Genomic DNA, 24,276 nt, shown 5'->3' with positions numbered 1-24,276 from the left:
AGTCACTTGTGCACCACCGACCGGTCACCTGTGCACCACCGAGCAGTCGACCGCGGGCCCGGGCCGCGACGGTGCTAACTTCCGGCCATGGCCACGGCAGCGGAGCGCACTGCGACCGAGACCCCCGCGAGCGAGCCCGGGGTCTGGGCCCGGAGGCTGGGTGCCCTGGGGCCGGGGATCCTGATGGCCTCCGCGGCGATCGGCGGGTCCCACCTGATCTCCTCGACGCAGGCCGGCGCCCGGTTCGGATGGCAGCTGGCCTTCGTCATCGTGCTCGCCAACGTGCTGAAGTACCCCTTCTTCCGGTTCGGCCCGCAGTACACCGTGGAGAGCGGCCGGTCGCTGGTCGAGGGCTACGCCCGCAAGGGACGCGCCTACCTGTGGGTCTTCTTCGTGCTGGCCACGGTGAGCTCGGTGATCTCGACCGCCGGCGTGGGCCTGCTGGGCGCGGTCATCCTCGGCTTCATGCTCCCGGACAGCTGGGCCCCCGGGGTGCCGGCCCTGGCCACCGCGATGATGGCCTCGGCGTGGCTGCTGCTGGTGGCGGGTCACTACCGAGCCCTCGACGCGGTCACCAAGGTCATCATCGTCACGCTCACCCTGGCCACCATCACGGCGACCTTCATGGCGGCCTCGGCCGGCTCCGAGCGGGTCGCCGGGTTCGTCGAGCCGACGCCGTGGACGTGGGCGACGCTGCCGTTCCTGGTGGCGCTGATGGGCTGGATGCCGGCACCGATCGAGATCAGCGCGCTGAACTCGTTGTGGATCCAGGCCAAGCAGAAGCTGCACCCCAGCAGGGCTGCCGACGTCCTCTTCGACTTCAACGTCGGCTACGCCACCTCGGCGGTGCTCGCGCTGTTCTTCCTGTCCCTGGGCGCACTGGTGCAGTACGGCGCGGGCGTGGAGGTCGCCGGCGCGGGCGGGGCGTACGTCGACCAGCTGCTGCAGATGTACGGCACGGCGATCGGGGAGTGGGCGGTGCCGCTGATGGCCGTGATCGCCTTCGCCTGCATGTACGGCACCGTGATCACCGTCATCGACGGCTACGCCCGCGCGTGCGCCGAGTCGCTGCGCCTCCTGCGCGGCGAGCCCGAGTTCAGCAGGGGCTCGCTCAACCTGTGGCTCAGCGGGATCGTCGGCGTCGGGCTCGTGATCATCCTCGCGATGAGCGCCTCCCTGGCGGCGATGCTCACCTTCGCGATGATCAGCGCGTTCCTCACCGCGCCGGTCTTCGCCTGGTTGAACTTCAGCCTGGTGCGCGGCGAGGGCTCGCTCAGCCCCGGACTGCGCTACCTCTCGTACGCCGGCCTGGTCTACCTGGTGGGGTTCGCGGGCCTGTTCCTGCTCAACCACGTCGGCCTCCTCGGCTAGTCCGCCCACCCGTAGGGTGTGGGCCGTGCCGAGCCCGAGTCCCGACCCCCGTCGCGTCGTGGCCGTGGTGGTCACCTTCAACCGGCTCGGGCTGCTGCAGCGCCTGGTGGCGCGGCTGCGCGAGGTGCCCGAGGTCGACGAGGTGCTGGTCGTGGACAACGCCTCGACCGACGGCACGGGGGAGTGGCTGGCCGAGGCCGCCGCCGCGGAGGGCACCCTGCTGCTCGCCCGGACCCTCGAGCGCAACCTCGGTGGCGCGGGCGGCTTCCACGACGGCCTGGAGTGGGCGTGCGGGCGCGACGCCGACCTGGTCTGGCTGATGGACGACGACGGCCTGCCCGAGCCCGCGTGCCTGGCCCGGCTGCTGGCCGAGGACGACCTCGACTTCTGGGGGCCGCTGGTCGTCGACGAGGCCGACCCCGACCGGCTGGTCTTCCCGATCCGGCTGCCCGGCGGCACCCGGGTGGTGCACCGCCTCGCCGACGTCGAGCGCGCCGGCGGCCCGCGCGGTCGCCTCGACGACATCGTCATCCCCTTCAACGGGGTGCTGGTGACGCGCGAGCTGGTCGCGCGCATCGGACTCCCGCGCTCGGAGTTCTTCATCTGGGGCGACGACCACGAGTACCGCCTGCGCGCCGAGGCCGCCGGTGCCCGGATCGCCACCATCACCGGGGCCCGGGTGCACCACCCCTCCGTCGGCGAGCTCGGCACCCCGATGATGGGCGGGCGCACGACCTACAACCACAGCCCCAGCGAGCTCAAGGCCTACTGCATGGCCCGCAACAACACCGTGAACCTGCGCGACTACCGCGGCTGGGCGCACGTGGTGATGTTCTGGGCCAAGACGGTGTGGTTCTACCTGCTCACCCGCCGCGACCCGGGCCGCATCGTGCTGAGCGCCCGCGCCGCACGCGCCGGGCTGCGCGGCGACTTCACCGGCCACGAGAGGTTCCTGCGATGACCCCCACCGAGCCCATCCGCGAGACCACGGCGGTGGTGGTGGTGACCTACAACCGCGCCGCCCTGCTGGCCCCGATGCTCGAGGGCCTGGCCGCACTCGACCCTGCGCCGGAGCTCGTGGTGGTCGTCGACAACGCCAGCACCGACCACACCCCCGACGTGCTGGCCGCCTGCACCCTTCCCGGGCTGCAGGTCGTGCGGACGCAGGAGAACCTCGGCGGCGCCGGGGGCTTCCACCTCGGCACCCGCACGGCGTACGACGCCGGGGTGGACCGGATCTGGCTCATGGACGACGACGTGCTGCCCGCGCCGGACTGCCTGGGGGTCATGCTGGCCGCCGACGAGGACTGCCTGATGGCGGTGCGTGAGGACTCCCACGGACGACTGTGCGAGAAGGCCGCCACCCGCTTCGACCTGCGCAACCCGCTGGCGATCAAGCCCAAGACCGCGATGGTCGAGACCGACTGGGTCACCCGCTCCGCCATGCCGGAGCGGGTCGAGCTCGAGAACGTCGCCTTCGAGGGCTTCATGGTGCGGCGCCGGGTGCTGGAGCGGGTCGGGCTGCCGGACCCCTCCTACTTCATCTTCTACGACGACGTGGACTTCGCGGTCCGGGCGCGGCGGGCCGGGTTCCGGATCTGGGCCCTGCGCGACGCGGTGCTCGTGCGCCAGCTCGACTTCGACCAGCAGCACGACCTGGCCGGCTGGAAGGGGTTCTACATGTACCGCAACCTCTTCACGGTGCACCTGCGCTACGGCGAGAACGCGCTGGTGCGGCTCAAGCCCTGGCTGATCGTGCTGGCCGTGGTGCTCCTCAGCCCGTTGCGCGGGGGGCGTGCCGAGGCCGTCAACGTGATCCGCGCCATCGGCGCCGCGCGTGCGATGCGCCCGCTGCCTGCTTCATCCGTAGACTGACCCACCGTGCCAGCCCCTCACACTGATCCCGCCCCAGCCGACGACCAGGCCCCCGAGCAGGCTCCCGACCTCGTCGTCGTCGGTTCCGGCTTCTTCGGACTCACGATCGCGGAGCGCTGCGCCTCCGAGCTCGGACTGAAGGTCCTGGTGCTCGAGCGGCGCTACCACCTCGGTGGCAACGCCTACAGCGAGATCGACGACGAGACCGGCATCGAGGTGCACAAGTACGGCACCCACCTCTTCCACACCTCGAACAAGCGGGTGTGGGAGTACGTCAACCGGTTCACCGACTTCACCGGCTACCAGCACCGGGTCTTCGCCAAGTACCAGGGCCAGGTCTACTCCTTCCCGATGAACCTGGGTCTGATCAACCAGTTCTTCGGCAAGTCCCACAGCCCCGAAGAGGCCCGTGCCCTGATCGCCGAGCAGGCCAGCGAGATCGCCACCGAGGACGCCACGAACCTCGAGGAGAAGGCGATCAGCCTCATCGGGCGCCCGCTGTACGAGGCGTTCGTCAAGGGCTACACCGCCAAGCAGTGGCAGACCGACCCGACGCAGCTCAGCGCCGACATCATCACGCGGCTGCCGGTGCGCTACACCTTCGACAACCGCTACTTCAACGACACCTACGAGGGCCTGCCGGTCGACGGCTACACCGCGTGGCTGACCCGGATGGCCGAGCACCCGAACATCGAGGTGCGCACGGACACCGACTTCTTCGACGTGGCCGAGCAGTACAAGGGCGTCGTGCCGATCGTCTACACGGGCCCGGTCGACGAGTACTTCGGCAACGTCGAGGGGCACCTGTCGTGGCGCACCATCGACCTGGAGGCCGAGACGCTGGACGTCGACGACTTCCAGGGCACCGGGGTCGTCAACGCCAACGACCAGGACGTGCCGCACACGCGCGTGCTGGAGTTCAAGCACCTGCACCCCGAGCGGACCTACCTGCCGGGCAAGACGATCGTCGTGCACGAGTACTCCCGCTTCGCCGAGGAGGGCGACGAGCCCTACTACCCGGTCAACACCGCCGAGGACCGCGAGAAGCTCCTGAAGTACCGCGACCTGGCCAGGGCCGAGCCGATGGTGCTGTTCGGCGGCCGGCTGGGCACCTACAAGTACCTCGACATGCACATGGCGATCGGCTCGGCGCTCTCCATGTTCGACAACAAGCTCGTCCCGCACTTCCGCGACGGCGAGCCACTGACCAGCGGAGGAGTCGAAGGATGAGCACCACGAGCACCCGGCTGCTGCAGCGCCAGGTCCTGCCCGTCGACCGCGACCTCGACGTCCTGCCGCTGTACGTCGACCCGGAGCCGGCCGTCCTGGACGCCGACAAGTACGAGGTGGGCAGCAACCGCAACGCCCGCGAGCTGAACGTGGCCACGATGCGCCAGGGCGTGACCACCGGAGCGCAGCTGCACCCCGACCAGATCGTCTCGCGCACCGCGATGAGCATCCCCTCGGGCGACCGGCTCTCCTTCGGCACCTACTTCAACGCCTTCCCGGCCAGCTACTGGCGCCGCTGGAGCATCGTCACCTCGGTCCGGCTCACCGTCCGGGTCACCGGTCGGGGCGCGTCGGTGATCGTCTACAAGTCGATGGCCCGCGGCAACAGCCAGCGCGTGGAGACCGCCACCACCGGCTCCGAGTCGTCGGGCACGTTCGTCTTCGACCTCAGCCTCAAGCCCTTCGTGGACGGCGGCTGGTATTGGTACGACGTCGTCGCCGGCGACGACGAGGTCGTCGTCGAGTCCGCCGAGTGGACCGCCGAGGTCCCCGCGGACCGCCAGGCCCACGGCACCGTCGACCTCGTCATCACCACGATGAACCGCCCCGACTTCTGCGCCAAGCTGCTCCAGCAGGTCGGTGAGGACGACGCGCTGCGTCCCTACCTCGACTCGGTCATGGTGATGGAGCAGGGCACCGACAAGGTCGTCGACTCCCCGGAGCTGCCCGCCGCACGCGAGGCGCTGGGCGACCTGCTGCGCATCATCGAGCAGGGCAACCTCGGCGGCTCGGGCGGCTACGCCCGCGGCCAGCTCGAGTCGGTCCGCAAGGGCACCGCGACGTACGCGATGATGATGGACGACGACGTCGTCTGCGAGCCCGAGGGCATCATCCGGGCCATCACCTTCGGCGACCTGGCCCGGCGGCCCACGATCGTGGGCGGGCACATGTTCAACCTGTTCTCCCGCAGCCGCCTGCACAGCTTCGGCGAGGTCGTGCAGCCGTGGCGCTTCTGGTGGCAGTCGGCCCCCGGCGTCTTCGGCGACTGGGACTTCGCCTCGCGCAACCTGCGCTCGACCCGGTGGCTGCACCAGCGCATCGACGTCGACTTCAACGGCTGGTTCATGTGCCTGATCCCGCGCCTCGTGCTCGAGGACATCGGGCTCTCGCTGCCGGTCTTCATCAAGTGGGACGACTCCGAGTTCGGCCTGCGCGCCAAGGCCGCCGGCTACCCGACGGTGACCTTCCCCGGCGCCGCGGTCTGGCACGTCCCGTGGACCGACAAGAACGACGCGCTCGACTGGCAGGCCTACTTCCACGTGCGCAACCGCTTCGTCGCGGCGCTGCTGCACTCGCCGTACCCGCACGGCGGCCGGATGATCCGCGAGAGCCGCAACCACCAGATCGCCCACCTGGTCGCGATGCAGTACTCCACCGTCGAGATCCGCCACCAGGCGCTGCTCGACGTGCTCGAGGGGCCGCGGGCGCTGCACGCGCAGCTGGCGACGAAGCTGGCCGAGGTCAACGCGACCCGCAAGCAGTTCACCGACGCCCGGCTCCAGGCCGATCCCGACTCGTTCGCCCCGGTGCGTCGCTCCAAGCCGCCGCGCAAGGGCAAGGACGACTCCGCGGTGCCCGGGCGGATGGCCCTGCTGGTCAGTGCCGGCCTGATGCCGATCCGCCAGCTGAAGAAGCCGCGACCGCTCTCGCGCAGCAACCCGGAGGCGGAGGTCCGCGCGATGGACGCGAAGTGGTACCGCCTGGCCCGCTACGACTCCGCCGTGGTGTCGATGAACGACGGCTCCTCGGCCGCGCTGTACCAGCGAGACCCGGAGACGTTCCGCGAGCTGATGACCAAGACCCTGCAGCTGCACGAGCGCCTCAAGCGCGAGTGGCCGCGCCTGGTCGAGGAGTACCGCGCGGAGCTGGGCAACATCACCTCGCCCGAGGCGTGGGAGGAGACCTTCCGTCCCTGGACCGAGGACCGGGCGGACCTGGATGGCTGAGTCGAAGCGCCCGGACGAGGGCGCAGCGCAGGGGAGCGGGGAGATGGCGCGTCCGTCGAGCACCCACGTCGTCGACGCGCCGCTGGGCTCGCCGGCCGCGAGCCAGGGCCTGCTCGAGGTCTTCCGGCACCGCTACCTGCTCAAGCTGCTGGTCAAGCGGGAGATCAACGCCCGCTACTCCGGCTCGTTCCTGGGCATGATCTGGTCCTACATCAACCCGCTCAGCCAGTTCTTCATCTACCTGGTCGTCTTCGGGATGCTGCTCGACCGCAACCGCACCGAGAACTTCGCGATCCACATCTTCACCGGTCTCATCGTCGTGCACTTCTTCGTGGAGACCTTCAACGCCGGGACCCGCTCGATCGTGCGCAACAAGGCACTGATCCGGAAGATGTCGCTGCCCAAGGAGATGTTCCCGGTCGCGTCCATGATGGTCTCGCTCTACCACGTGGGGCCGCAGGTGGTGATCCTCGTGATCGCCTGCCTCCTCTACGGATGGGTGCCGAGCGTGGCCGGGATGCTGGCGTTCGTGCTGGCGCTGGGCATCGTGATGCTGCTGGGCACCGCGCTGGCGCTGCTCTTCAGCGTGGCCAACGTGTTCTTCCGCGACTTCTCCAGCGCGGTCTCCATCCTGACGAACTTCGTGCGCTTCGGCGTGCCGATGATCTACCCGTACACGCTGGTCGAGGAGCGGTTCAAGGGGTTCGCGCAGTACTACCTCTACAACCCGCTCGCCGAGGCGGTGCTGCTGGTCCAGCGGGCCTTCTGGGTGGGCACCACCGAGGACCCCGCGGCCACTGCCGCCACCGACCTGCCCGACCACCTCTACTCGCGCGGGGTGATCATGCTGGTGATCTCCGCGGTGATCCTGGTGATCGCCCAGCTGGTCTTCCGAGCCCTGGAGGACAAGATCCCGGAGCGGTTGAATTGAGCTACTCGCCCTCGACGTCCATCGTGGTGGAGAACGCCACGAAGTCCTTCACCCTGCGCTACCACCGCACCTTCAAGCAGGTGAGCGTGGCGAAGCTGCGCGGCCAGCAGGTCAGCGACACCTTCAAGGCCCTCGACGACGTCTCGTTCACCGTCGAGCAGGGCGAGTCGATCGGCCTGATGGGACTCAACGGCAGCGGCAAGTCCACGCTGCTCAAGCTCGTCAACGGGATCATGAAGCCCGACTCGGGCCGGGTCCTGACCCGCGGTCGGATCGCCGGGCTGATCGCGACCGGTGCCGGCTTCCACCCCCAGCTCACGGGGCGCGAGAACGTCTACCTCAACGCCGCGGTCTTCGGGATGAGCGAGCGGGAGACCAACCGCAAGCTCGACGAGATCATCGACTTCGCCAACATCGGCAAGCACCTGGACTCACCCGTCGGCAACTACTCCTCGGGCATGTTCGCCCGGCTGGGTTTCGCGGTCGCCATCAACGTCGACTGCGACATCTTCCTCGCCGACGAGGCGCTCGCGGTGGGGGACAAGCCCTTCAAGCGTAAGTGCATGGAGAAGATGGAGGAGGTCCGGGACTCCGGGGTGACGGTGTTCTACGTCAGCCACGCCGCGGGCTCGGTGCGTCGCATGTGCAACCGCGTGCTGGTCCTGGAGGAGGGTCGCCTCGGCTTCGACGGCGACGTCGACGAGGGCATCAAGTACGTCAAGTACGACTCCGACGACGAGGACAAGGACGACGACGAGCTCGGCGCCGACATCTGAGCGAGCTCCACCGCACCGCGAACGGCCCCCAGGCAGCACGCCTGGGGGCCGTTCTGCGTCCCTGGACGACTCCGAGACTTGACTTTTCTCGACTTCATCGGCGTGTCGACTGGAAATTACACGCTTGTAGTTACTCACGAACCCTTTCGGGGCCCCTGTGACTCATGTGAAAGTTGCGCACTGTGTGAACTTCCCCGCGCACCGTGAAGGACCCTCGTATGCCCCCCAGCAGGTCTCGTTTCGTCTCCGGCTGCCAGCAGCTGCTGGCGCTCGGAGCCGTCGTCGCCGTGCTCGCGCCCGCCGCCAGCGTCATCAGCCTGGACGTCGTGAAGCGCCCTGTCGTCGACACCACGAGCAGCGACCACAGTGCCCTGGCGGCGTACGTCCGCACGGCGCAGAAGACCTCGACCGTGCCGACCCGGCCGGTCGAGGCCGTCGTCGACGAGCACGTGCTGACCTCGCCCTCGGGAGCGACCACCGCCCGCACCCTGCGCAGCGGGGGCGTGGCCACCCTGACCAGCCGGCCCGAGCCGGTCACCGGCTACGGCGCTGTCGGCGTCACCTGGGAGCCCGGCGCCGCGGTGCCCGACGAGGAGCTCGCCTTCGAGGTGCGCACCCGCACCGACGGTGCGTGGAGCACCTGGGCGGAGCTGGAGTACCACGACGACCACGCCCCCGACCCCGACTCCGCCGAGGGGCGCGCCTCGCGGCCGGGCACCGAGCCGATGATGCTGGGCGAGGTCGACGACGTCCAGGTGCGCACCACCGACACGGCGGGGCGGCTGCCCGCCGACATGCGGATGGCCGTGATCGACCCCGGCACGCCCGACGCCACGGCGCAGGAGCGCGCCGCGCTCGACACCTCGACCCTGGCGCGTGCCGTCGCGGCCGGCGCCACGGACCCGACCTCCACGGACCCGGCTTCCACGGACCCGGCCACCGAGGACCCGGCTGCTGCGGACGGCACGCTGGTCCTCCGGGCCGGGGAGGTCACCCCTGAGCCCGTCATCTACTCCCGCGCCCAGTGGGGCGCCGACGAGTCGCTGCGCCGCGGCTCGACGCCCAGCTACCACGAGGTGCACGCAGGCTTCGTGCACCACACGGTGAACGCGAACGACTACACCAAGGACCAGGTCCCGGCGATGCTGCGCAGCATCTACGCCTACCACACCAAGTCCCGGGGCTGGTCCGACGTCGGCTACAACTACCTGGTCGACCGCTTCGGCCGGATCTGGGAGGGTCGCTACGGCGGCATCGACCGCCCGGTCGTCGGCGCCCACACGCTGGGCTACAACGAGTACTCCTTCGCCATGTCGGCCATCGGCAACTTCGAGACCGTCCGCCCCTCCGAGGCCGTGGTCCAGGCCTACGGCGCGCTCTTCGCGTGGAAGCTGTCCCTGCACGGCGTGGATGCCGGCTCGATGTCCCAGCCCGTCGGCAAGCGCGCGTTCCCGGCCGTCAACGGCCACCGCGACGCCGGCTCCACCGCCTGCCCGGGGCAGTTCCTCTACCAGCGGCTCGGCGACATCCGCGGGCTCGCCGACTCCGCCCAGGCCGACTTCGGAGGGCGCCAGCTGCCCGCCGACCTCGTCGACACCCCGCACCCCGACCTGCTGGCCCGTCGTGCCTCCGACGGGCGCGTCTTCGTCATCCCGACCGGGGGGTTGAGCCGGGTGCGCAAGCCGGTGGCCGTCTCCTCCGGGTGGTCGCGCTACGACTCGGTGCTGCTCTCCGACGACGTCACCGGCGACGGTCACCCCGACGCGCTGGGCGTGGCGGCCTCCGGCGCGGTCGACGTGCGTCCGGGCCGGGGCGACGGCTTCGACGACACCTCGCGCACCGCGACGGCCACCGAGGGGCGTGACCTGGTCACCGCCGTCGGCGACGTCGACGGCGACGGCCGGCCCGACCTCGTCGGGCGCGACGGGGACCGCCTCGAGATCCTCGCCGGGCGCGGCGACGGACGCTTCCGCTCCGCAGCCGTCGGTGGCGGCTGGGGCGGGTACGACGCACTGGCGGGCAGCGGCGACCTCGACGGGGACGGGCACGCCGACCTGGTCGCGCGCCGCACCGACGGCTCCCTGTGGTGGCACCGCGGTTCCGCCGACGGCTTCGGCCCCGCGCTGGTGCTCGAGGGTGCCGGCAACGGGAAGGGCTGGGACGTCCTGAGCGGCCTCGGCGACTGGAACGGCGACGGTCACGCCGACCTCTTCGTACGGCGTGCGGGCGGGCACGGGTTCGTGCTGCCCGGCCGCGGCGACGGCACCGTCGGGCACCCCCTGGGCCCCATCAAGCGGCTCAAGGGCCGCGCCGGGCTCACCGCGGGCGCGGACGTGACCGGCGACGGGGTCCCGGACCTGGTCTTCCTCAAGGGCGACCAGCTGATGCGCCTGGCCGGGACCGGCAAGGTCGAGACCCGGGCGCCCATCGACTCCGGGGTCCGGATCCGGGCCGTCGACCTGCTCGTCAACGCCGGCGACTGGGACGGCGACGGCCACGGCGACCTCGTGCTGCGCAAGCGCAAGAACGGCAAGCTCAAGATGCGCCCGGGCGACGGTGCCGGCGGCTTCGGCAAGGCGGTCCTCCTGGCCCGCGGCCTCGGCGACGTCCGGCTCCTCGAGGCCGTCGGCGACGTGACGGGCGACGGCAGGCCGGACCTGATGGGCCAGCCCGCCGGCGGATCGATGCGGATCTACCCCGGACAGGGCGCGGGCCTGCTCGGACCCGGCTACGTGGCGCACAGCGCGATCGGCGCCACCCGCCAGGTCGGCGTCGGTCTCTGGGACGGTGACGGCGCCCCGGACAGCATGTTCCGCCAGGGTGACGGGCTCGTGGCCTACCCGGGCAACGGCCCCGGCGGCCTCACCGACCCGCGCCGCATCGACCTCGACCTGGGCCGCTACGACCTGGTGACCGGCATCGGCGACGCCGACCTCAAGGGACGGGCCGACCTGGTGCTGCGCGAGCGCGCGACCGGCTACCTGTGGCTGCTGGGGGGCAAGGGCAACGGCTTCAAGGCACCCCGCTTCCTCGCCGAGGGGGCGGAGGTCTACGACCTGGTCGACTGATCCCTGTCCGTGACGCGCTCGTCGACCGCGGTCGACTCGAGCAGCGTCCGGTCGGGGTGGGCGACCAGCACCAGCGAGCCGCCGCGTGCGAGCGGCTCCGCGAAGGTGGCGACATCCGGTGGGGAAGCCGGGTTCGCCGCCGACAGGAGGCGGCCGCCGTCGGAGACGAGAGTCCCGGCGGCGGCCGCGCTCCACAGCGCGGCGTGGGTGCGCGGGCCGCCCGGGGCTCGCAGGGCCACGTCCTCGGCCGTCGGCGGGTCCCACGCGGTGAACGCGTCGGGCTGGCCCCAGATCTCGACCCCGACGTCGTGGACGCCCCCGGGCAGCGGGTCGCGGAAGCGCACCCCCATCGGCAGCAGCGAGCAGGCCAGCACCGGGATCTCCTCGGCCCGCCCCGCGTGCGCCTCGACCGTGGCCGGGCCGCAGACGACGACGTCGGCACCCGAGGCGCCGTCGGGTCCCACGACCACCAGGCCGACGCTCCAGGCGGCCCCGAGCACGACCGGACCGAGCCAGTGCGCCGGCAGGTCGAGGCACAAGGTGTCCCCGCGCTCCAGGTCGTGCTCCTCGACCAGCAGCGAGGCGGCCTTGGCCACCCAGTTCGCGTACGTCGTCACCGACAGCTCGGTGCGCTCCCCGCTCTCGTGGTCGTAGAAGGTCACCAGGGGGCGGCCCGGGTCACGGGAGAGCTCACGGCGCAGCAGGTCGGCGAAGGTCGTCACGCCCCGACCCTAGGACCTCGGGTGCACGGGGCCCGGGCGGGTCCCTAGGGTGTCGACCATGACGAGCCCCGCGCCCATCGACTCCTTCTGGGCCGTCGTGCCCGCCGGCGGTGCCGGCACCCGCCTGTGGCCGCTGAGCCGGGCCTCGGCGCCCAAGTTCCTGCACGACCTGCGCGGCAGCGGGCGCACCCTGATCCAGGAGACCTACGACCGGTTGGCGCCGCTCGCACCCGGGCGGATGGTGGTCGTCACCGGGGCCGCCCACCAGGAGGCGGTCGCGCGCCAGCTGGACCAGCTGCCGCCCGAGGCGATCCTCGCCGAGCCCTCGGCCCGCGACTCGATGGCCGCGATCGGACTGGCCGCCGCGCTGGTCGAGCGCGCCGACCCGGACGCGGTGATGGGCTCGTTCGCCGCCGACCACGTGATCCTCGACGACGAGGGCTTCACCGCCGCCGTGCGCACCGCGGTCGAGGTCGCCCGGGACGGTTGGCTGGTGACGCTCGGGGTGGAGCCGACCTTCGCCTCGTCGGCCTTCGGCTACATCCGCTCGGGGGACCGGCTCGAGGACCACGCCGGCGCCTGGCGGGTCGCGGAGTTCGTCGAGAAGCCTTCGGTGGAGGTCGCCGAGGGCTACCTGGCCGCGGGCGGTTACCGCTGGAACGCCGGCATGTTCGTGGCCCGCCCCGGGGTCCTGCTCGACCTGCTGGCCGAGACCGACCCCGCGTTCGCCGCGGCCCTGCGCGAGCTGGCCGCCGACGGGTCCCGCCTCGACGAGGTCTGGCCGCAGCTGCCGCGGATCGCGGTCGACCACGCCGTCGCCGAGCCCGCGGCGACCGCAGGTCGGGTGGCCGTGGTCCCGGCCTCGTTCGACTGGGAGGACGTCGGCGACTTCGACTCCCTGGCCGGTCTCCTGGCCCGCGAGGGGGAGTCCGTCACGGTGCTCGGCGACGCCGACGTGCGCGTGGTCGACGCCAGCGGTCTGGTGGTGGCCGGGGGACGCACCATCGCGGTCGTCGGCCTCGACGACGTCGTGGTGGTGGACACCCCCGACGCGCTGCTGGTCACCACCCGGGCGCGAGCCCAGGACGTCAAGGCCGTGGTCGCGGCCCTGAAGGAGTCCGGTCGTGGCGACCTGACCTGAGGGTCAGAGCAGCGTGTTGGGCTCGGGGCTGTCCTGCTGCGGGTACTGGTCCATGAAGTCCTGCAGGGCCGCCCCGCTGGCCTCGGAGCAGTACTGGAAGGCGCCGACCTGCTTCGCGGTGTCGGTCTCGCCGGCGCCGCCCGCGGACCAGTGCGTCATCGCGACGTGCTGGCCCTCCGGGAAGGCCTCGCCGTCGTCGGAGGTCCACGGCGCGGCGATGAAGGCCAGGCGTCGGTTGGAGTCGTCGGAGAACTTCCCGGCGATGCCGCGCAGCTCGGCCACGGCGTCGTCGTCCTCGGCGATCGTCTCGTCGTACCAGAGCACGGTGAAGCCGTGCTCGAGGTTGTGGACGAGAGCCTCGAGCTCGGGCCGGTCGTCAGCGGTGTAGAACTCGCGGGCACCCGACACCGGGGCGACACCTGCGACGTTCCAGTGCGGTCCGAAGGCCGGGGGAGCGGTGTCGTAGGTGACCTGCTGCTCCTGCGGCACGTGGTTGCCGCTGTCGGCGGCCGGCTCGGTGGTGATCTCGCCGCACACGTCCGCCGCGGCCCCGATCTCCGAGAGGTCCAGGGAGCTGTACTTGCTGGTGGCCATCCGGTCGCTCACGATCCCGTAGACGGGGACGGCGATCAGCGCGGCGGCGATCACGCCGCTCACGGCGACGATCGTGTAGCCGCGGCGCTTGTCGGCGCCCTTCTGCTGCTTGCGGATCGCGTCGATCTTGGCCTGACGGTCGGACTTGGCGGGCTTGGCCACGGTTCGGCTGTCCTCGGTGTCTCGGGGATGGTCTCGGAGGGGCTTGCGGGAGTCTACGGAGTGGACGGTCGCATCCGGGCAACGACCGCGGATCCCGGCTCGACAGGGGTGCAGACCCAACCGTGCGCGAAGGCCAGCGGGTCCAGCAGCGGCCTCACCCGCGCGGCGTCGTCGGGAGCCGCGCGGACGACCAGCACACCCTCCTCGACGGAGCCGGTGGCCCGGTCGCAGGTCGCGGCGGCCACCGCCGCGAGCAGCTCCTCGGGCGGGACCGGGGCCCCGAACGGGGCCTGGTCGCGCGCCGCGCCGCGCAGGGCGCGCACGACGGCCTCGCGGGCGCCGTACCCGAAGAGGTCGCCGCCCTCGGCCCGCACGAGCGCCGTCGCTCCGGGGCCCGGTTCGTCGGCGGGCAGGACCAGGTCGGCGCGACCGCGCAGGACGGCGAACGGACGCCCGCCGAGCTTGCCCTGGGCGAGCTCGGCGGCCCCCGCTATCTCGTCGGCGACCGCTGGGGCGGTGACCGCCAGCTCGTTGCCGTGGGCGTCGACGCGGCCCGCGAAGCTCTCGGCCACCGTGAGCCCGGCGGCGCCGATCGCGATGTCGGTCTGACCCTCGCGCCAGGCGCGTCCCGCGGTGTCGGTGACGACCACCCCGACCACCCGGCCGGTCAGCGCGTGCAGCCGCTCGCGCAGCCGGCGGGCGGAGGCGTCGGGGTCGAGCGGGAGCAGCACGATCGAGCCCAGCGCGACGTTCGAGGCGTCGATGCCTGCGGCCGCCATCGTCAGGCCGTGGTGCGTGCGCACGATCGTCGTGGGGCCGCGGCGGGCCACCACTCGCGCGGTCTCGGCGGCCAGCGCGCCGTCGCGGTCACCGGCGCGGACGCGGCCCTCGGACTTGCTGACGACCTTGCTGGTCACCACGACGACGTCGCCGTCGACCAGGTCGACCAGGCCCACCAGCACGGCCGCGAGGTCGGTCCCCTCGACGACCTCCGGGACGCCGTCGGGTGCGTGGACGGTGAGCGTCACCCGGTCACCAGGTCGAGCGCAGCGGCGGCCATCGCCGCGGTGGCGTCGGCCGAGGTCATCATCAGCGGCGCGGCCGCCGCGCGCAGACCCGCGGCCTCCAGCGCCGGCACCGCGTCGGCGTCCACGCTGTCGACGAGCCAGCCGTCGAGGACCCCGCCGCGCGAGCGGGCGCCGTAGTGCAGGCCGACGCCGGCGGCGCTGACCTCCACGCCGATCGAGGTGAGCAGCTGCTGGGCCATGCCGCGCACGTGCTGGCCGCCGACGATGGGGGAGAGCCCGACGACGGGGGCCGCCGTCGCGGCGAGGGCGTCACGCACCCCGGGCACGCCCAGGATGGTGCCGACCGACACGACCGGGTTCGACGGCGGCACGATCACCAGGTCGGCACCGCTGATGGCCTCGAGCACCCCCGGGGCCGGAGCGGCCTCGTCGAGGCCGACGCTCACGACCGTCTCGGCCGGCACCGCCGCTGCGAGCCGGATCCAGTACTCCTGGAAGTGCACGACCCGCTTGCCGCTCGGGGCGTCGGGGTCGGCCACGGCCACGTGGGTCTCGACACGGTCGTCGGTCATCGGCAGCAGCCGCACCCGCTCGCCGTACGTCGGGGTGAGCCAGCGCCGGCACAGGGCGGTGGTCACCTCGGAGAGCGGGTAGCCGGCCTCGAGCATCTGGGTGCGCACCAGGTGGGTGGCGACGTCTCGGTCGCCGAGGCCGAACCAGGTCGGCTCCACGCCGTACGCCGCGAGCTCCTCGCGCACGCTCCAGGTCTCGTCGCGCCGGCCCCAGCCGCGGCCGGGGTCGATCCCGTCGCCGAGGGTGTACATCACCGTGTCGAGGTCGGGGCAGACCTTCAGCCCGTGGACCCACAGGTCGTCGGCGGTGTTGGTGACGACGGTGATGACGGCGTCCGGCTCGACGCCGGGCAGTCGGCCGGTGTCGAGGGCGTGCAGGAGACCTTGCAGGAACCGGGCACCGCCGATCCCCCCGGACAGGACGGTGAGGGCGCGCATGGGGAGTACTGTGCCGCAGTCGTCCCCGAGGCGGGCCGGCCGGGCCGGGCCAGGGGTCCGAGGGGAGCCGGCCGGGCCCGGGTACCAGGGCGGGGACCGGGCGGCAATACCAGACTTTCGCTTGACTTCCGGTGTACGACAGGCATGTAATTCCCACAGTGTTCTTCGGGATTTCCACTGGGTCGAAAGGGCGTACGCCGTGAGAGAGCTGTTTCTCCTCGAATCGGACGCCACCGAGGCGGGCTGGCAGGATCGCGCCCTGTGCGCACAGACCGACCCCGAGGCGTTCTTCCCTGAGAAGGGTGGTTCGACCAGGGAGGCCAAGAGGGTCTGCCTGACCTGCGAGGTGCGCGACGAGTGCCTCGAGTCCGCGCTGATGAACGACGAGCGCTTCGGCATCTGGGGCGGTCTCTCCGAGAGGGAGCGCCGCAAGCTCAAGAAGCGCGCAGTCTGAGGGTGCCCCGCGCACCCTGGTGAGGGGGAACCCCGGTCGTCCGCGACCGGGGTCCCTTCGTTTCCGCAAGGCGGGTTCGAGGCTGCGGGCCGGGTCCCGATACTGTTGCCGATCGTGTCCGAGTCGGGTCGGGGGGCCGTGGTCGCCCTCGTGGTCAGTCACGACGGTGCGCGCTGGCTGCCCGTCGTGATCGAGGGGTTGCGCGCCCAGACCCGGGCGCCCGACCGGGTGGTCTGCGTCGACACCGGCAGCCGCGACGGGAGCGTGGAGCTCCTCGAGGAGGCGTTCGGCCCCGTGGTGCCGGCGCCGCCGACCACCGGGTACCCCGAGGCCGTGCGCCGAGGGCTCGCCGAGCTCGCGGGCCCCGATGCGCCCGAGTGGATCTGGTTGCTGCACGACGACTCCACCCCCGACGCCGGCGCGCTCGAGGCGCTGCTCGCCGCGGCCGAGGAGCACCCGGAGGCCGACGTCCTGGGTCCCAAGCTGCGCGAGTGGCCCTCGCTGCGGCGGCTCCTGGAGGTCGGCGTCACCATCTCCGGCACCGGTCGCCGCGAGACCGGTCTCGAGCGCGGCGAGTACGACCAGGGCCAGCACGACGACGTACGCCGCGTGCTCGCGGTCAACACCGCCGGCATGCTGGTGCGGCGCCGCGTGCTCGAGGCGCTCGGCGGCCTCGACGACCACCTGCCGGTCTTCGGCAACGACCTCGACCTCGGCTGGCGCGCCGCCGCCGCCGGCCACACCACGCTGGTGGTGCCGTCGGCAGTGGTCTTCCACGCCGAGGCCGCGACCCGGGGCCTGCGCCGCACCGCGCTGACCGGTCGCCACGTGCACTTCCAGCAGCGCCGCGCCGCGCTGTTCACCCTGATCGCCAATGCGCGCCCCCGGAGCCTGCCCCTCCAGGTCGTGCGACTGGTGCTCGGCACGTTCCTGCGCGTCCTCGGCTTCCTGCTGGTCCGCTCGGTCAGCGAGGCCCTCGACGAGCTGGCCGCGCTGTTCTCGCTGGCGGGGTCCACCGGTGAGCTGCGCCGGGCCCGTCGTGAGCGCGCGCAGCACACGCAGGCCCCGCCGCAGGAGGTCCGCCGGCTGCTCGCACCCCCGTGGCTGCCCTACCGGCACGGTCTCGACGCCGTGGGCGACGTGGCCTCCGCGATCACCGACCAGGCCTCCGACGTCGCCGAGCGGCGCCGCGCGGCGGCCGCTGCCCGTGACCCCGCGGCGTACGCCGCCTCCGGTGCGGCGGGCGCGCGTCGTGCGGTCGCCGAGGAGGACGAGGTCCCCGACGACACCTCGTTCGTGGCCCGCTTCCTCAGCGACCCGGTCGCGGTCACCGCGGCGCTGGTCGTGGTCCTCGCCGTGCTGGCCACCCGCGACGCCTTCGGCCAGGTCGTCGGAGGCGCCCTCGCCCCGGTGCCGGAGAGCGTCGGCGCCTGGTGGGGCCTGCACCTGGAGTCCTGGCACGCGCTGGGCCAGGGCACGCCCGTCCCCGCTCCCGCCTACCTGCTCCCGCTCACCCTGGTGGCGACCCTGCTCGGCGGCGGCCCCGGCGCGGCGGTGTCCGCCGTGCTCCTGCTCGCCGTCCCCGTGGCGCTGTGGGGCGCCTGGCGGTTCCTGCGCGTGACCGGTCGCCTGGCGGCCGTGCGTGGCGCGCCCCGCTGGCTCCTGCTGTGGGGCGCGGCCACCTATGCGCTCGTCCCGGTCACCAGCGGCGCCTGGGGCGGGGGACGGCTGGGCCCCGTGGTGACGACCGCGCTCCTGCCGTGGGCCGCGCACGCGGCGCTCGGCTTCGTCGACCCGGCCCCGGACCGCCGGTGGCGGGCCGCCTGGCGGGTCGGGCTGCTGCTCACGCTGCTCGTCGCGTTCACCCCGACGGCCTGGCTGGTCGCAGCCGCGATCGGGTCGGTCACGGTCCTGGTCACCTCCGTGCTGCTGCGCGGAGCGGCGCGCGACCGCTCCACCTGGTTGCCGCCGGTGGTCGCCCTGGCGGTGCCGCTGGTCCTGCTCGCCCCGTGGTGGGTCGGCTCGCTGCGCCACGATGCCGCCGAGGCGCTCCTGCTCGACCCCGGGCGCCTGCCCAGCGCGGCACCCGGCGGGCTCGACCTCCTGGCCGGCCGTCTCGACTCCTCCGGCGCGCCCTCGGTGGTGGGCCTGCTCCTGGTCGCGCTCGCGGTCCTCGCGCTGGTGCCCCGCACCACCCGGCTGCCGGTCCTGCTCACCTGGGGCGTCGCACTGCTCGCCGCCCTGACGACGCTGGCGCTCTCGTGGACCACCCTCGACCTCCCGACCGGCACCGCCGCGCCGGGGGTGGGTGCGCCGCTCGCCGTGCTCGTGGGCGCCCTCGTCGTCGCCGTCGTGCTCGGCGGAGTGGGGGCCCGCGCGTCGGGGGAGACCCGCGACCGGACGGCGCGCAGCTCGACGCTGTCGCGCGCGGCGCTGGTCGTCCTGTCGGTCGTGGCCGCGCTGGTGCCGGTGGTGGGCCTGGGCTGGGGCGTGCTCACCGACCACGGCCTCGGCGGCGACCCCGGCTCGGGGGTCCCGGCCTACATGGTCCAGAGCTCCGAGCTCGGACCTGAGCACGGCATCCTCGTGCTGGGCGGGGAGGTGGCGACGGGGCTGGAGTACACGGTGCGCCGGGGTGACGGCACCACCGTGGGCGAGGACGAGGTGCTCGCGCTGAGCGGTGAGGACGCCGACCTCACCGCCACCGTCCGCGACCTGGTCTCGGCCCCGACCCCCGCCACCGTCGACCGGCTCGGCTCGCTCGGCATCGAGTACGTCGTCCTGCCCGCGCCCGCGGACGGCGACGTGGCGGCCCGGCTCGACGCCACGGGCGGGCTGGTGCAGGCCTCCGCCGCCGATCGCGACACCCGGGCCTGGCAGGTCGGCAAGGACCTCTCGACCGAGGCGCTCGGCGGTGGCACCTCGGCGGTGCACGTCGTGGCGCTCGTCGTGCAGGGCCTGGGGCTGATCCTCGTGCTCGTGCTCTGCGCGCCCACCCGTGAGCGCAGGAGGACCGCATGAGCCAGCACCCGCCCGAGCAGCACCCCTCCGACGAGCGCCGAGCGGCACGGCGGCGCACGGCCGCGACCCCCGGGCGGCGCGTCGACCGGATGCTGCTCGCAGCGGTGCTGGTGCCGCTCCTGACCGTGGGAGCGGTCCTGCTCGCCGACCTCGAGGTCGCGCCACGCGCGTCGGAGCAGGCGCCGGCCGAGAGCGACCTGGGGCGCAGCACCGTCGTGTGCCCCTCCGCGAGCCAGGACGGTCGGCTGCTGGTGGCCAGCGGGACCGGCGCCACGGGCGCCGTGACCCTCGGCACCGGTGGTGACACCGAGGACCTCCCGCTCGCCCGCCGCGCGGCCGGCGTCGTCGAGGCGGGTGTCGACGGCGTCCAGGTGATCACCGGCGTGGACGACCTCGCGCCCGGGCTCGTGGCCGCGCGCACGTCCGGTCCGGGCCTGCGAGCCGTCGCCTGTGCGGCGACCAGCTCGGACCAGTGGTTCACCGGGGTCGGGGCCGGCGCGGAGCACACCTCCGTGCTCGAGCTGACCAACCCCGACGCCGGTCCGGCGACGGTCGACGTCCTCGTGCACGGTCAGTCGGGTCCGGTGGCCGCCGACGGCCTGCGCGGCGTCTCGGTGCCCGGCGGCGGCACCGTCCGCCTGCGACTGGGCAGCGAGATCCCCAAGCGCGAGGAGCTGGCCCTGCAGGTGACCACCGACCGGGGCCGGGTCGCCGCGGTGGTCGTGGACGCGTTCGTGCCGATCGGTCGCGGCGTCCCCACGAAGGAGTACCTGCCCGGCCAGGCCGAGCCGGCCGGGACCAACGTGCTGATGGGCCTGCCCGCCGGCAGCGGGGAGCGCACGGTCGTCGTCGCCAACGGCAGCGAGGACGTGGCCCGGGTCCGCCTCGAGCTGGTCACGGCGCGCTCGGTCTTCGCCCCCTCGGACGTCGAGGAGGTCACGATCGACCCGGGCAGCGTCAAGCGGCTCTCGATCGCAGGCCTCCTGAGGTCGGAGGCCGCCTCGGACGCGCTGGGCCTGCGCGTGGTCAGCAGCCGACCCGTCACCGCGACCTTCCGGGCGCGCACCGGCGCCGACCTGGTCGAGTCGGTCCCGGGGGGGCGGGTGAGCACCACGACGCTCCTCCTGGCCCCGACCGGCGCCAAGCAGCTGCTGCTCGCCGACGCCGACGCGGTCGGCGTGGTCCGGGTCGAGGCCCGGACGGTCGACGGGAAGCGGCTGCTGCGCCGCAAGGTCGAGATCACCCCCGAGGTCGGCCTGCAGGTCGAGCTGCCCGACGGGGCCCAGGTCGTGGAGGTGCGTCCCGAGGGCGTCTCGCTCGTCGGGTCGGTCCTGGTCGACACCGACGGCGGCGCCGCGGTGCTGCCGCTGCGCGAGCTGGTGCGCACCGACCTCGTCCCCGCGGTGCGCCCCGGTCGACCCTGAGTCAGACCTCGGGGTCGTAGCGCGGATCCACGTCGGCGGGGTCGATGCCCAGCAGCTCGGCGACCTGCTCGACCAGCACGGTCAGGACCAGGGCGTGCAGGTCCGACCGCGTCTCGCAGCGGTGCTCGATCGGTCGACGGAACACCACCAGCCGGGACGGTCGGGTGCCGCTGCCACGCACCAGCGCGGCCAGCGGCACGCTGTCGGGCGTCCAGTCGTCGGGCACCAGCGGGGTGTCCTCGACCGCGAACTCGACCAGGCCGAGCCGGTCGGACCAGCGGTCCTCCAGGTCGGTGACCAGCCCCAGGACCAGGTCGTCGAACCGTTCCCGGCGGGTGCGCACGGCCACCGTGCCCGGCACCGCGGGGAGGACGGCGGGCCCCCGGGGGCCACGTCCGCGCCGGTCGCGCCTGCGGCCGCGGGCCGAGGGGAGGTCGGGCATGCCGCGAGCCTAGTCGCCGGGGCCGGTGGTGCGGGGTACCGTCTGCCGCGTGAGTCCCGTCCGCCGCTGTTCCCGCACCGCGTGCGGCCGGTCTGCGGTGATGACGTTGACCTACGTCTACGCCGACCAGACGGCCGTGCTCGGCCCCCTGGCCACCTACGCCGAACCGCACGCCTACGACCTCTGCGAGACCCACAGCGAACGACTGTCGGCCCCACGGGGGTGGGACGTCCTGCGCCTGGCCCAGCCGGCGCCGCCCGGACCCACCAACGACGACCTCCTGGCCCTGGCCGACGCGGTGCGCGAGGCCGGCCGACCGGCTCCCGTGCAGCGCTCGCTGCCGGAGGAGGAGACCGGCCGCGAGACGACCCGACGGGGCCATCTGCGGGTGCTCAGCACCGACCACTAGGGTTCGAGGCATGGCCGACACCCTGAGTGCCGACAACGTCCACGCGGTCTTCAAGGCCTACGACGTGCGCGGGATCGCCCCCGACCAGATCGACGAGACGCTGGCGCGCGCCACGGGACGGGCCTACGTCCAGGTGCTGGGCGTCGAGACCGTCGTGGTGGGCCACGACATGCGGCCGAGCTCGCCGGGCCTGGCCGGCGCCTTCGCCGACGGGGCCACCGAGGCGGGCGCCGACGTGGTGATGATCGGGCTGGCCTCGACCGACCAGCTCTACTTCGCCTCCGGGTACCTCGGCCACGCCGGCGTGATGTTCACCGCCAGCCACAACCCCGCGCAGTACAACGGCATCAAGATGTGCCGCGCCCACGCCGTGCCCGTCGGGGCCGACAGCGGGCTCGCCGAGATCCGCGACCTCGTCGTCTCGGGAGACTTCCGCACCGGCGCCCGCACCGGCAGCGTGAGCAACCACGACGTCCTCGAGGCCTACGCCGCGCACCTGCTCACCCTCGCCCCCGTGGTCGGTCGACGGCTCACGGTCGTCGTCGACGCCGGCAACGGGATGGCCGGCCACACCGCCCCGGCCGTCTTCGGCCGGCTCGGCGAGGAGGTCGCCGAGGTCGTGCCGATGTACTTCGAGCTCGACGGGACCTTCCCGAACCACGACGCGAACCCGATCGACGCCTCGACGCTGGTCGACCTGCAGGCGCGGGTGCTGGCGGAGAAGGCCGACGTGGGGCTGGCCTTCGACGGCGACGCCGACCGCTGCTTCCTGGTCGACGAGCGCGGCCGGGGCGTCTCGCCGTCCACGCTCACCGCGCTGATCGCGGCCAGGGAGCTGGCCAAGCACCCCGGTGCGGCGGTCATCCACAACCTGATCACCAGCCGGGCGGTGCCGGAGATCGTCGAGGAGCTCGGGGGCACGCCGGTGCGCACCCGGGTGGGCCACTCCTACATCAAGGCCACCATGGCCGAGACCGACGCCGTCTTCGGCGGGGAGCACAGCGGTCACTTCTACTTCCGCGACTTCTGGCGCGCCGACTCGGGCATGCTCGCCGCGCTGCACGCCCTGGCCGCGCTGGCCGAGACCGACGTCCCGCTCTCGCAGCTGCTCGCGGAGTACGAGCGGTACCCGCTCAGCGGCGAGATCAACTCCGAGGTCGCCGACCAGGCGGCGGTCATCGCCGACATCGAGACGCGCTACGCCGATCGCGAGGGCGTACGCACCGACCGCCTCGACGGGCTCAGCGTGCTGCACGCAGACTGGGCCTTCAACGTGCGCGGCTCCAACACCGAGCCGCTGCTGCGACTCAACGCCGAGGGGAAGGACGAGCAGACCATGACGACCGTGCGCGACGAGGTGCTCAGCATGATCCGGGGAACCCGATGAGCGGCCTGGGCCTCGACCCGGCCCTGCTCGACATCATCGTGTGCCCCGACTGCCACGGCGAGCTGGCCGAGGCCGGCGCCGACGCCGCCCCGGAGCTCGTGTGCGGCCGTTGCGGACTGGCCTACCCGGTGCGGGACGGCATCCCGGTGCTGCTGGTCGACGAGGCCCGCAGGCCGTGACCTGGTTCGACGAGTCCCGGCTCGACGACGAGGTCGCGCTCGAGCGCTTCGACCTCCGCCTGCGCACGCTCGCCGAGTCCGGCTCGCGGGTGCGCCGCGAGGCCGGCGACGCCGCGCCCGCGATGGAGGAGGCCGTGCTCCGCGCCCAGGACCTGCCCCGGCCGCGGGCCGTGATCGCCGCCGGTCCGGACTCGAGGTTGCTGCGAGCGGTGCTCGAGCCCTGGTGCCCGGTGCCGTTCGTCGCCTGGCCGGGCCACGCCCTGCCCGGCTGGGCCGGGAGCCTGGACCTCGTCGCAGTCCTCGCCCCGGACGGCGGCGACACCAGCACCGCGTCGGCGGTGGCCGAGGCCGTGCGCCGCGGCTGCCAGGTCGTGGTGGCCTGCCCGCCGGGCTCGATGGTCGCCCAGCACGCCGAGGGGCGCTGGAGCACGATCCTGCCGACGACCACGCGGGACCCGCTGGCCACCGCGGTCGTGATGCTCTCCTACCTCGAGCAGGTGCGGCTGGGGCCGCGGGCCGCCCCGGGGACGGTGGCCGACGCGCTCGATGCGGTCGCCCTGTCCTGCGCCCCGCGCCGCGACCTCGCGGTCAACCCGGCCAAGACCCTCGCGATCGCGCTCGCCGACGCCAACCCGCTCGTCTGGGGTGGCAGCGTGCTGGCCGCCCGTGCGGCCCGCCGGGTCGCGGAGTCGATCCGCCGCTCCAGCGGCCGGACCGCCCTCGCGGGCGAGGTGGACCAGCTGCTCCCCGTGCTCGAGGCGGCCCGCCCCCGCGACGTCTTCGACGACCCCTTCTCCGACGGCGGGGGAGAGAGACGACCGGTGCTGGTCGTCCTCGACGACGGTGTGGACGACCCGTGGGTGCGTGAGCAGCGCCAGCTGCTCGAGGCCACCGCCGCCGAGCGGGGCGTGCGCGTCGAGACCCTGACCTCCGAGCACGGTGACGAGGTCGCCCGCTACGCCTCGCTCCTGCTCTCCGGCACCTACGCGGCGGCGTACCTGAGCCTCGGCCTCGTCGACGACTGAGGTTTGGGCCCACCCCCGCAG

General features: G+C 73.1%; 21 protein-coding genes. 16 read left to right on the top strand and 5 right to left on the bottom strand.

Going from position 1 to position 24,276, the window contains the following annotated elements; all coding sequences use genetic code 11:
* Positions 1-87: 87 nt before the first annotated feature.
* The 8 genes from I601_RS00795 (at position 88) to I601_RS00760 (ending at position 11,257) form a co-directional block, all read left to right on the top strand.
* Positions 88-1,371, top strand: coding sequence for an NRAMP family divalent metal transporter (locus tag I601_RS00795; RefSeq protein ID WP_084526965.1), 1,284 nt, complete (start codon positions 88-90; stop codon positions 1,369-1,371).
* Positions 1,372-1,396: 25 nt separating this feature from the next.
* Positions 1,397-2,332 (top strand): glycosyltransferase family 2 protein, encoded by a 936-nt coding sequence (locus I601_RS00790; RefSeq protein ID WP_068114086.1) that lies wholly within the window; start codon positions 1,397-1,399, stop codon positions 2,330-2,332.
* Positions 2,329-3,246, top strand: coding sequence for a glycosyltransferase family 2 protein (locus tag I601_RS00785; RefSeq protein ID WP_068105212.1), 918 nt, complete (start codon positions 2,329-2,331; stop codon positions 3,244-3,246). Before I601_RS00790 ends, I601_RS00785 begins: the two co-directional genes overlap by 4 nt.
* A gap of 6 nt (positions 3,247-3,252) precedes the next feature.
* Positions 3,253-4,476, top strand: a complete 1,224-nt coding sequence (glf, locus tag I601_RS00780; protein ID WP_068105210.1) for a UDP-galactopyranose mutase — start codon at positions 3,253-3,255, stop codon at positions 4,474-4,476.
* Positions 4,473-6,482: a glycosyltransferase gene (locus I601_RS00775; protein WP_068105208.1), complete on the top strand. Its 2,010-nt coding sequence runs from the start codon at positions 4,473-4,475 to the stop codon at positions 6,480-6,482. Before glf ends, I601_RS00775 begins: the two co-directional genes overlap by 4 nt.
* A complete protein-coding gene (locus tag I601_RS21010; protein WP_237089516.1) occupies positions 6,475-7,413 on the top strand; it encodes an ABC transporter permease in 939 nt (312 codons plus the stop codon). The genes I601_RS00775 and I601_RS21010 overlap by 8 nt, the downstream gene beginning before the upstream one ends.
* Positions 7,410-8,189, top strand: coding sequence for an ABC transporter ATP-binding protein (locus I601_RS21005; protein WP_068105206.1), 780 nt, complete (start codon positions 7,410-7,412; stop codon positions 8,187-8,189). The genes I601_RS21010 and I601_RS21005 overlap by 4 nt, the downstream gene beginning before the upstream one ends.
* A 218-nt stretch (positions 8,190-8,407) precedes the next feature.
* Positions 8,408-11,257, top strand: coding sequence for an FG-GAP-like repeat-containing protein (locus I601_RS00760; RefSeq protein WP_068105203.1), 2,850 nt, complete (start codon positions 8,408-8,410; stop codon positions 11,255-11,257).
* On the opposite strand, the gene I601_RS00755 is transcribed toward I601_RS00760, so the two are convergent.
* A complete protein-coding gene (locus I601_RS00755; RefSeq protein ID WP_068105201.1) occupies positions 11,239-11,979 on the bottom strand; it encodes a TIGR03089 family protein in 741 nt (246 codons plus the stop codon). The genes I601_RS00760 and I601_RS00755 overlap by 19 nt on opposite strands.
* A 58-nt stretch (positions 11,980-12,037) precedes the next feature.
* On the opposite strand from I601_RS00755, the gene I601_RS00750 reads away from it, so the two are divergent.
* Positions 12,038-13,120 (top strand): mannose-1-phosphate guanylyltransferase, encoded by a 1,083-nt coding sequence (locus tag I601_RS00750; RefSeq protein WP_068114083.1) that lies wholly within the window; start codon positions 12,038-12,040, stop codon positions 13,118-13,120.
* Between the two features lie 3 nt (positions 13,121-13,123).
* Here I601_RS00750 and I601_RS00745 read toward each other — a convergent pair whose 3' ends face one another.
* From I601_RS00745 to cofD, 3 genes are read right to left on the bottom strand one after another with little or no spacing between them, the layout of a single operon-like run.
* A complete protein-coding gene (locus I601_RS00745; RefSeq protein ID WP_068105199.1) occupies positions 13,124-13,876 on the bottom strand; it encodes a DUF3105 domain-containing protein in 753 nt (250 codons plus the stop codon).
* A 53-nt stretch (positions 13,877-13,929) separates the two neighbouring features.
* Entirely contained in the window at positions 13,930-14,904 is a 975-nt protein-coding gene (gene cofE, locus I601_RS00740) for a coenzyme F420-0:L-glutamate ligase (RefSeq protein WP_068105197.1), read from the bottom strand.
* Complete coding sequence (gene cofD, locus I601_RS00735; RefSeq protein WP_068105195.1) at positions 14,901-15,914, bottom strand: 2-phospho-L-lactate transferase; 1,014 nt, start codon at positions 15,912-15,914, stop codon at positions 14,901-14,903. The genes cofE and cofD overlap by 4 nt, the downstream gene beginning before the upstream one ends.
* Before the next feature lie 199 nt (positions 15,915-16,113).
* Between cofD and I601_RS00730 the strand changes: the two genes are divergently transcribed.
* From I601_RS00730 to I601_RS00720, 3 genes are all read left to right on the top strand, one after another.
* Positions 16,114-16,368 carry a WhiB family transcriptional regulator gene (locus I601_RS00730; protein ID WP_068105192.1) on the top strand — a complete coding sequence of 85 codons (255 nt, stop codon included), beginning with the start codon at positions 16,114-16,116 and terminating at the stop codon, positions 16,366-16,368.
* A gap of 114 nt (positions 16,369-16,482) precedes the next feature.
* Positions 16,483-19,389 carry a glycosyltransferase family 2 protein gene (locus I601_RS00725; protein ID WP_068105190.1) on the top strand — a complete coding sequence of 969 codons (2,907 nt, stop codon included), beginning with the start codon at positions 16,483-16,485 and terminating at the stop codon, positions 19,387-19,389.
* Complete coding sequence (locus I601_RS00720; protein ID WP_068105189.1) at positions 19,386-20,813, top strand: DUF5719 family protein; 1,428 nt, start codon at positions 19,386-19,388, stop codon at positions 20,811-20,813. Before I601_RS00725 ends, I601_RS00720 begins: the two co-directional genes overlap by 4 nt.
* A 1-nt stretch (position 20,814) precedes the next feature.
* Here I601_RS00720 and I601_RS00715 read toward each other — a convergent pair whose 3' ends face one another.
* On the bottom strand, positions 20,815-21,255 hold the full coding sequence (locus I601_RS00715; protein WP_068105186.1) for a metallopeptidase family protein: 441 nt from the start codon (positions 21,253-21,255) through the stop codon (positions 20,815-20,817).
* Between the two features lie 49 nt (positions 21,256-21,304).
* Here I601_RS00715 and I601_RS00710 point away from each other — a divergent pair, with 49 nt between their 5' ends.
* From I601_RS00710 to I601_RS00695, 4 genes are read left to right on the top strand one after another with little or no spacing between them, the layout of a single operon-like run.
* Positions 21,305-21,664 carry a DUF3499 domain-containing protein gene (locus tag I601_RS00710; protein ID WP_068105182.1) on the top strand — a complete coding sequence of 120 codons (360 nt, stop codon included), beginning with the start codon at positions 21,305-21,307 and terminating at the stop codon, positions 21,662-21,664.
* A 10-nt stretch (positions 21,665-21,674) separates the two neighbouring features.
* The gene (locus tag I601_RS00705) at positions 21,675-23,051 is read left to right on the top strand and encodes a phosphomannomutase/phosphoglucomutase (RefSeq protein ID WP_068105180.1); all 1,377 of its coding nucleotides are present in this window, start codon (positions 21,675-21,677) and stop codon (positions 23,049-23,051) included.
* Complete coding sequence (locus tag I601_RS00700) at positions 23,048-23,230, top strand: Trm112 family protein (protein WP_068105171.1); 183 nt, start codon at positions 23,048-23,050, stop codon at positions 23,228-23,230. Before I601_RS00705 ends, I601_RS00700 begins: the two co-directional genes overlap by 4 nt.
* A complete protein-coding gene (locus I601_RS00695) occupies positions 23,227-24,255 on the top strand; it encodes an SIS domain-containing protein (RefSeq protein WP_068105167.1) in 1,029 nt (342 codons plus the stop codon). The genes I601_RS00700 and I601_RS00695 overlap by 4 nt, the downstream gene beginning before the upstream one ends.
* Positions 24,256-24,276: the final 21 nt, after the last annotated feature.

The sequence above is a fragment of the Nocardioides dokdonensis FR1436 genome (genome assembly GCF_001653335.1).
Lineage (GTDB): Bacteria > Actinomycetota > Actinomycetes > Propionibacteriales > Nocardioidaceae > Nocardioides > Nocardioides dokdonensis.
Note: the sequence above shows the minus strand (reverse complement) of the source record. Positions and strands in the feature narration are given on the sequence as shown.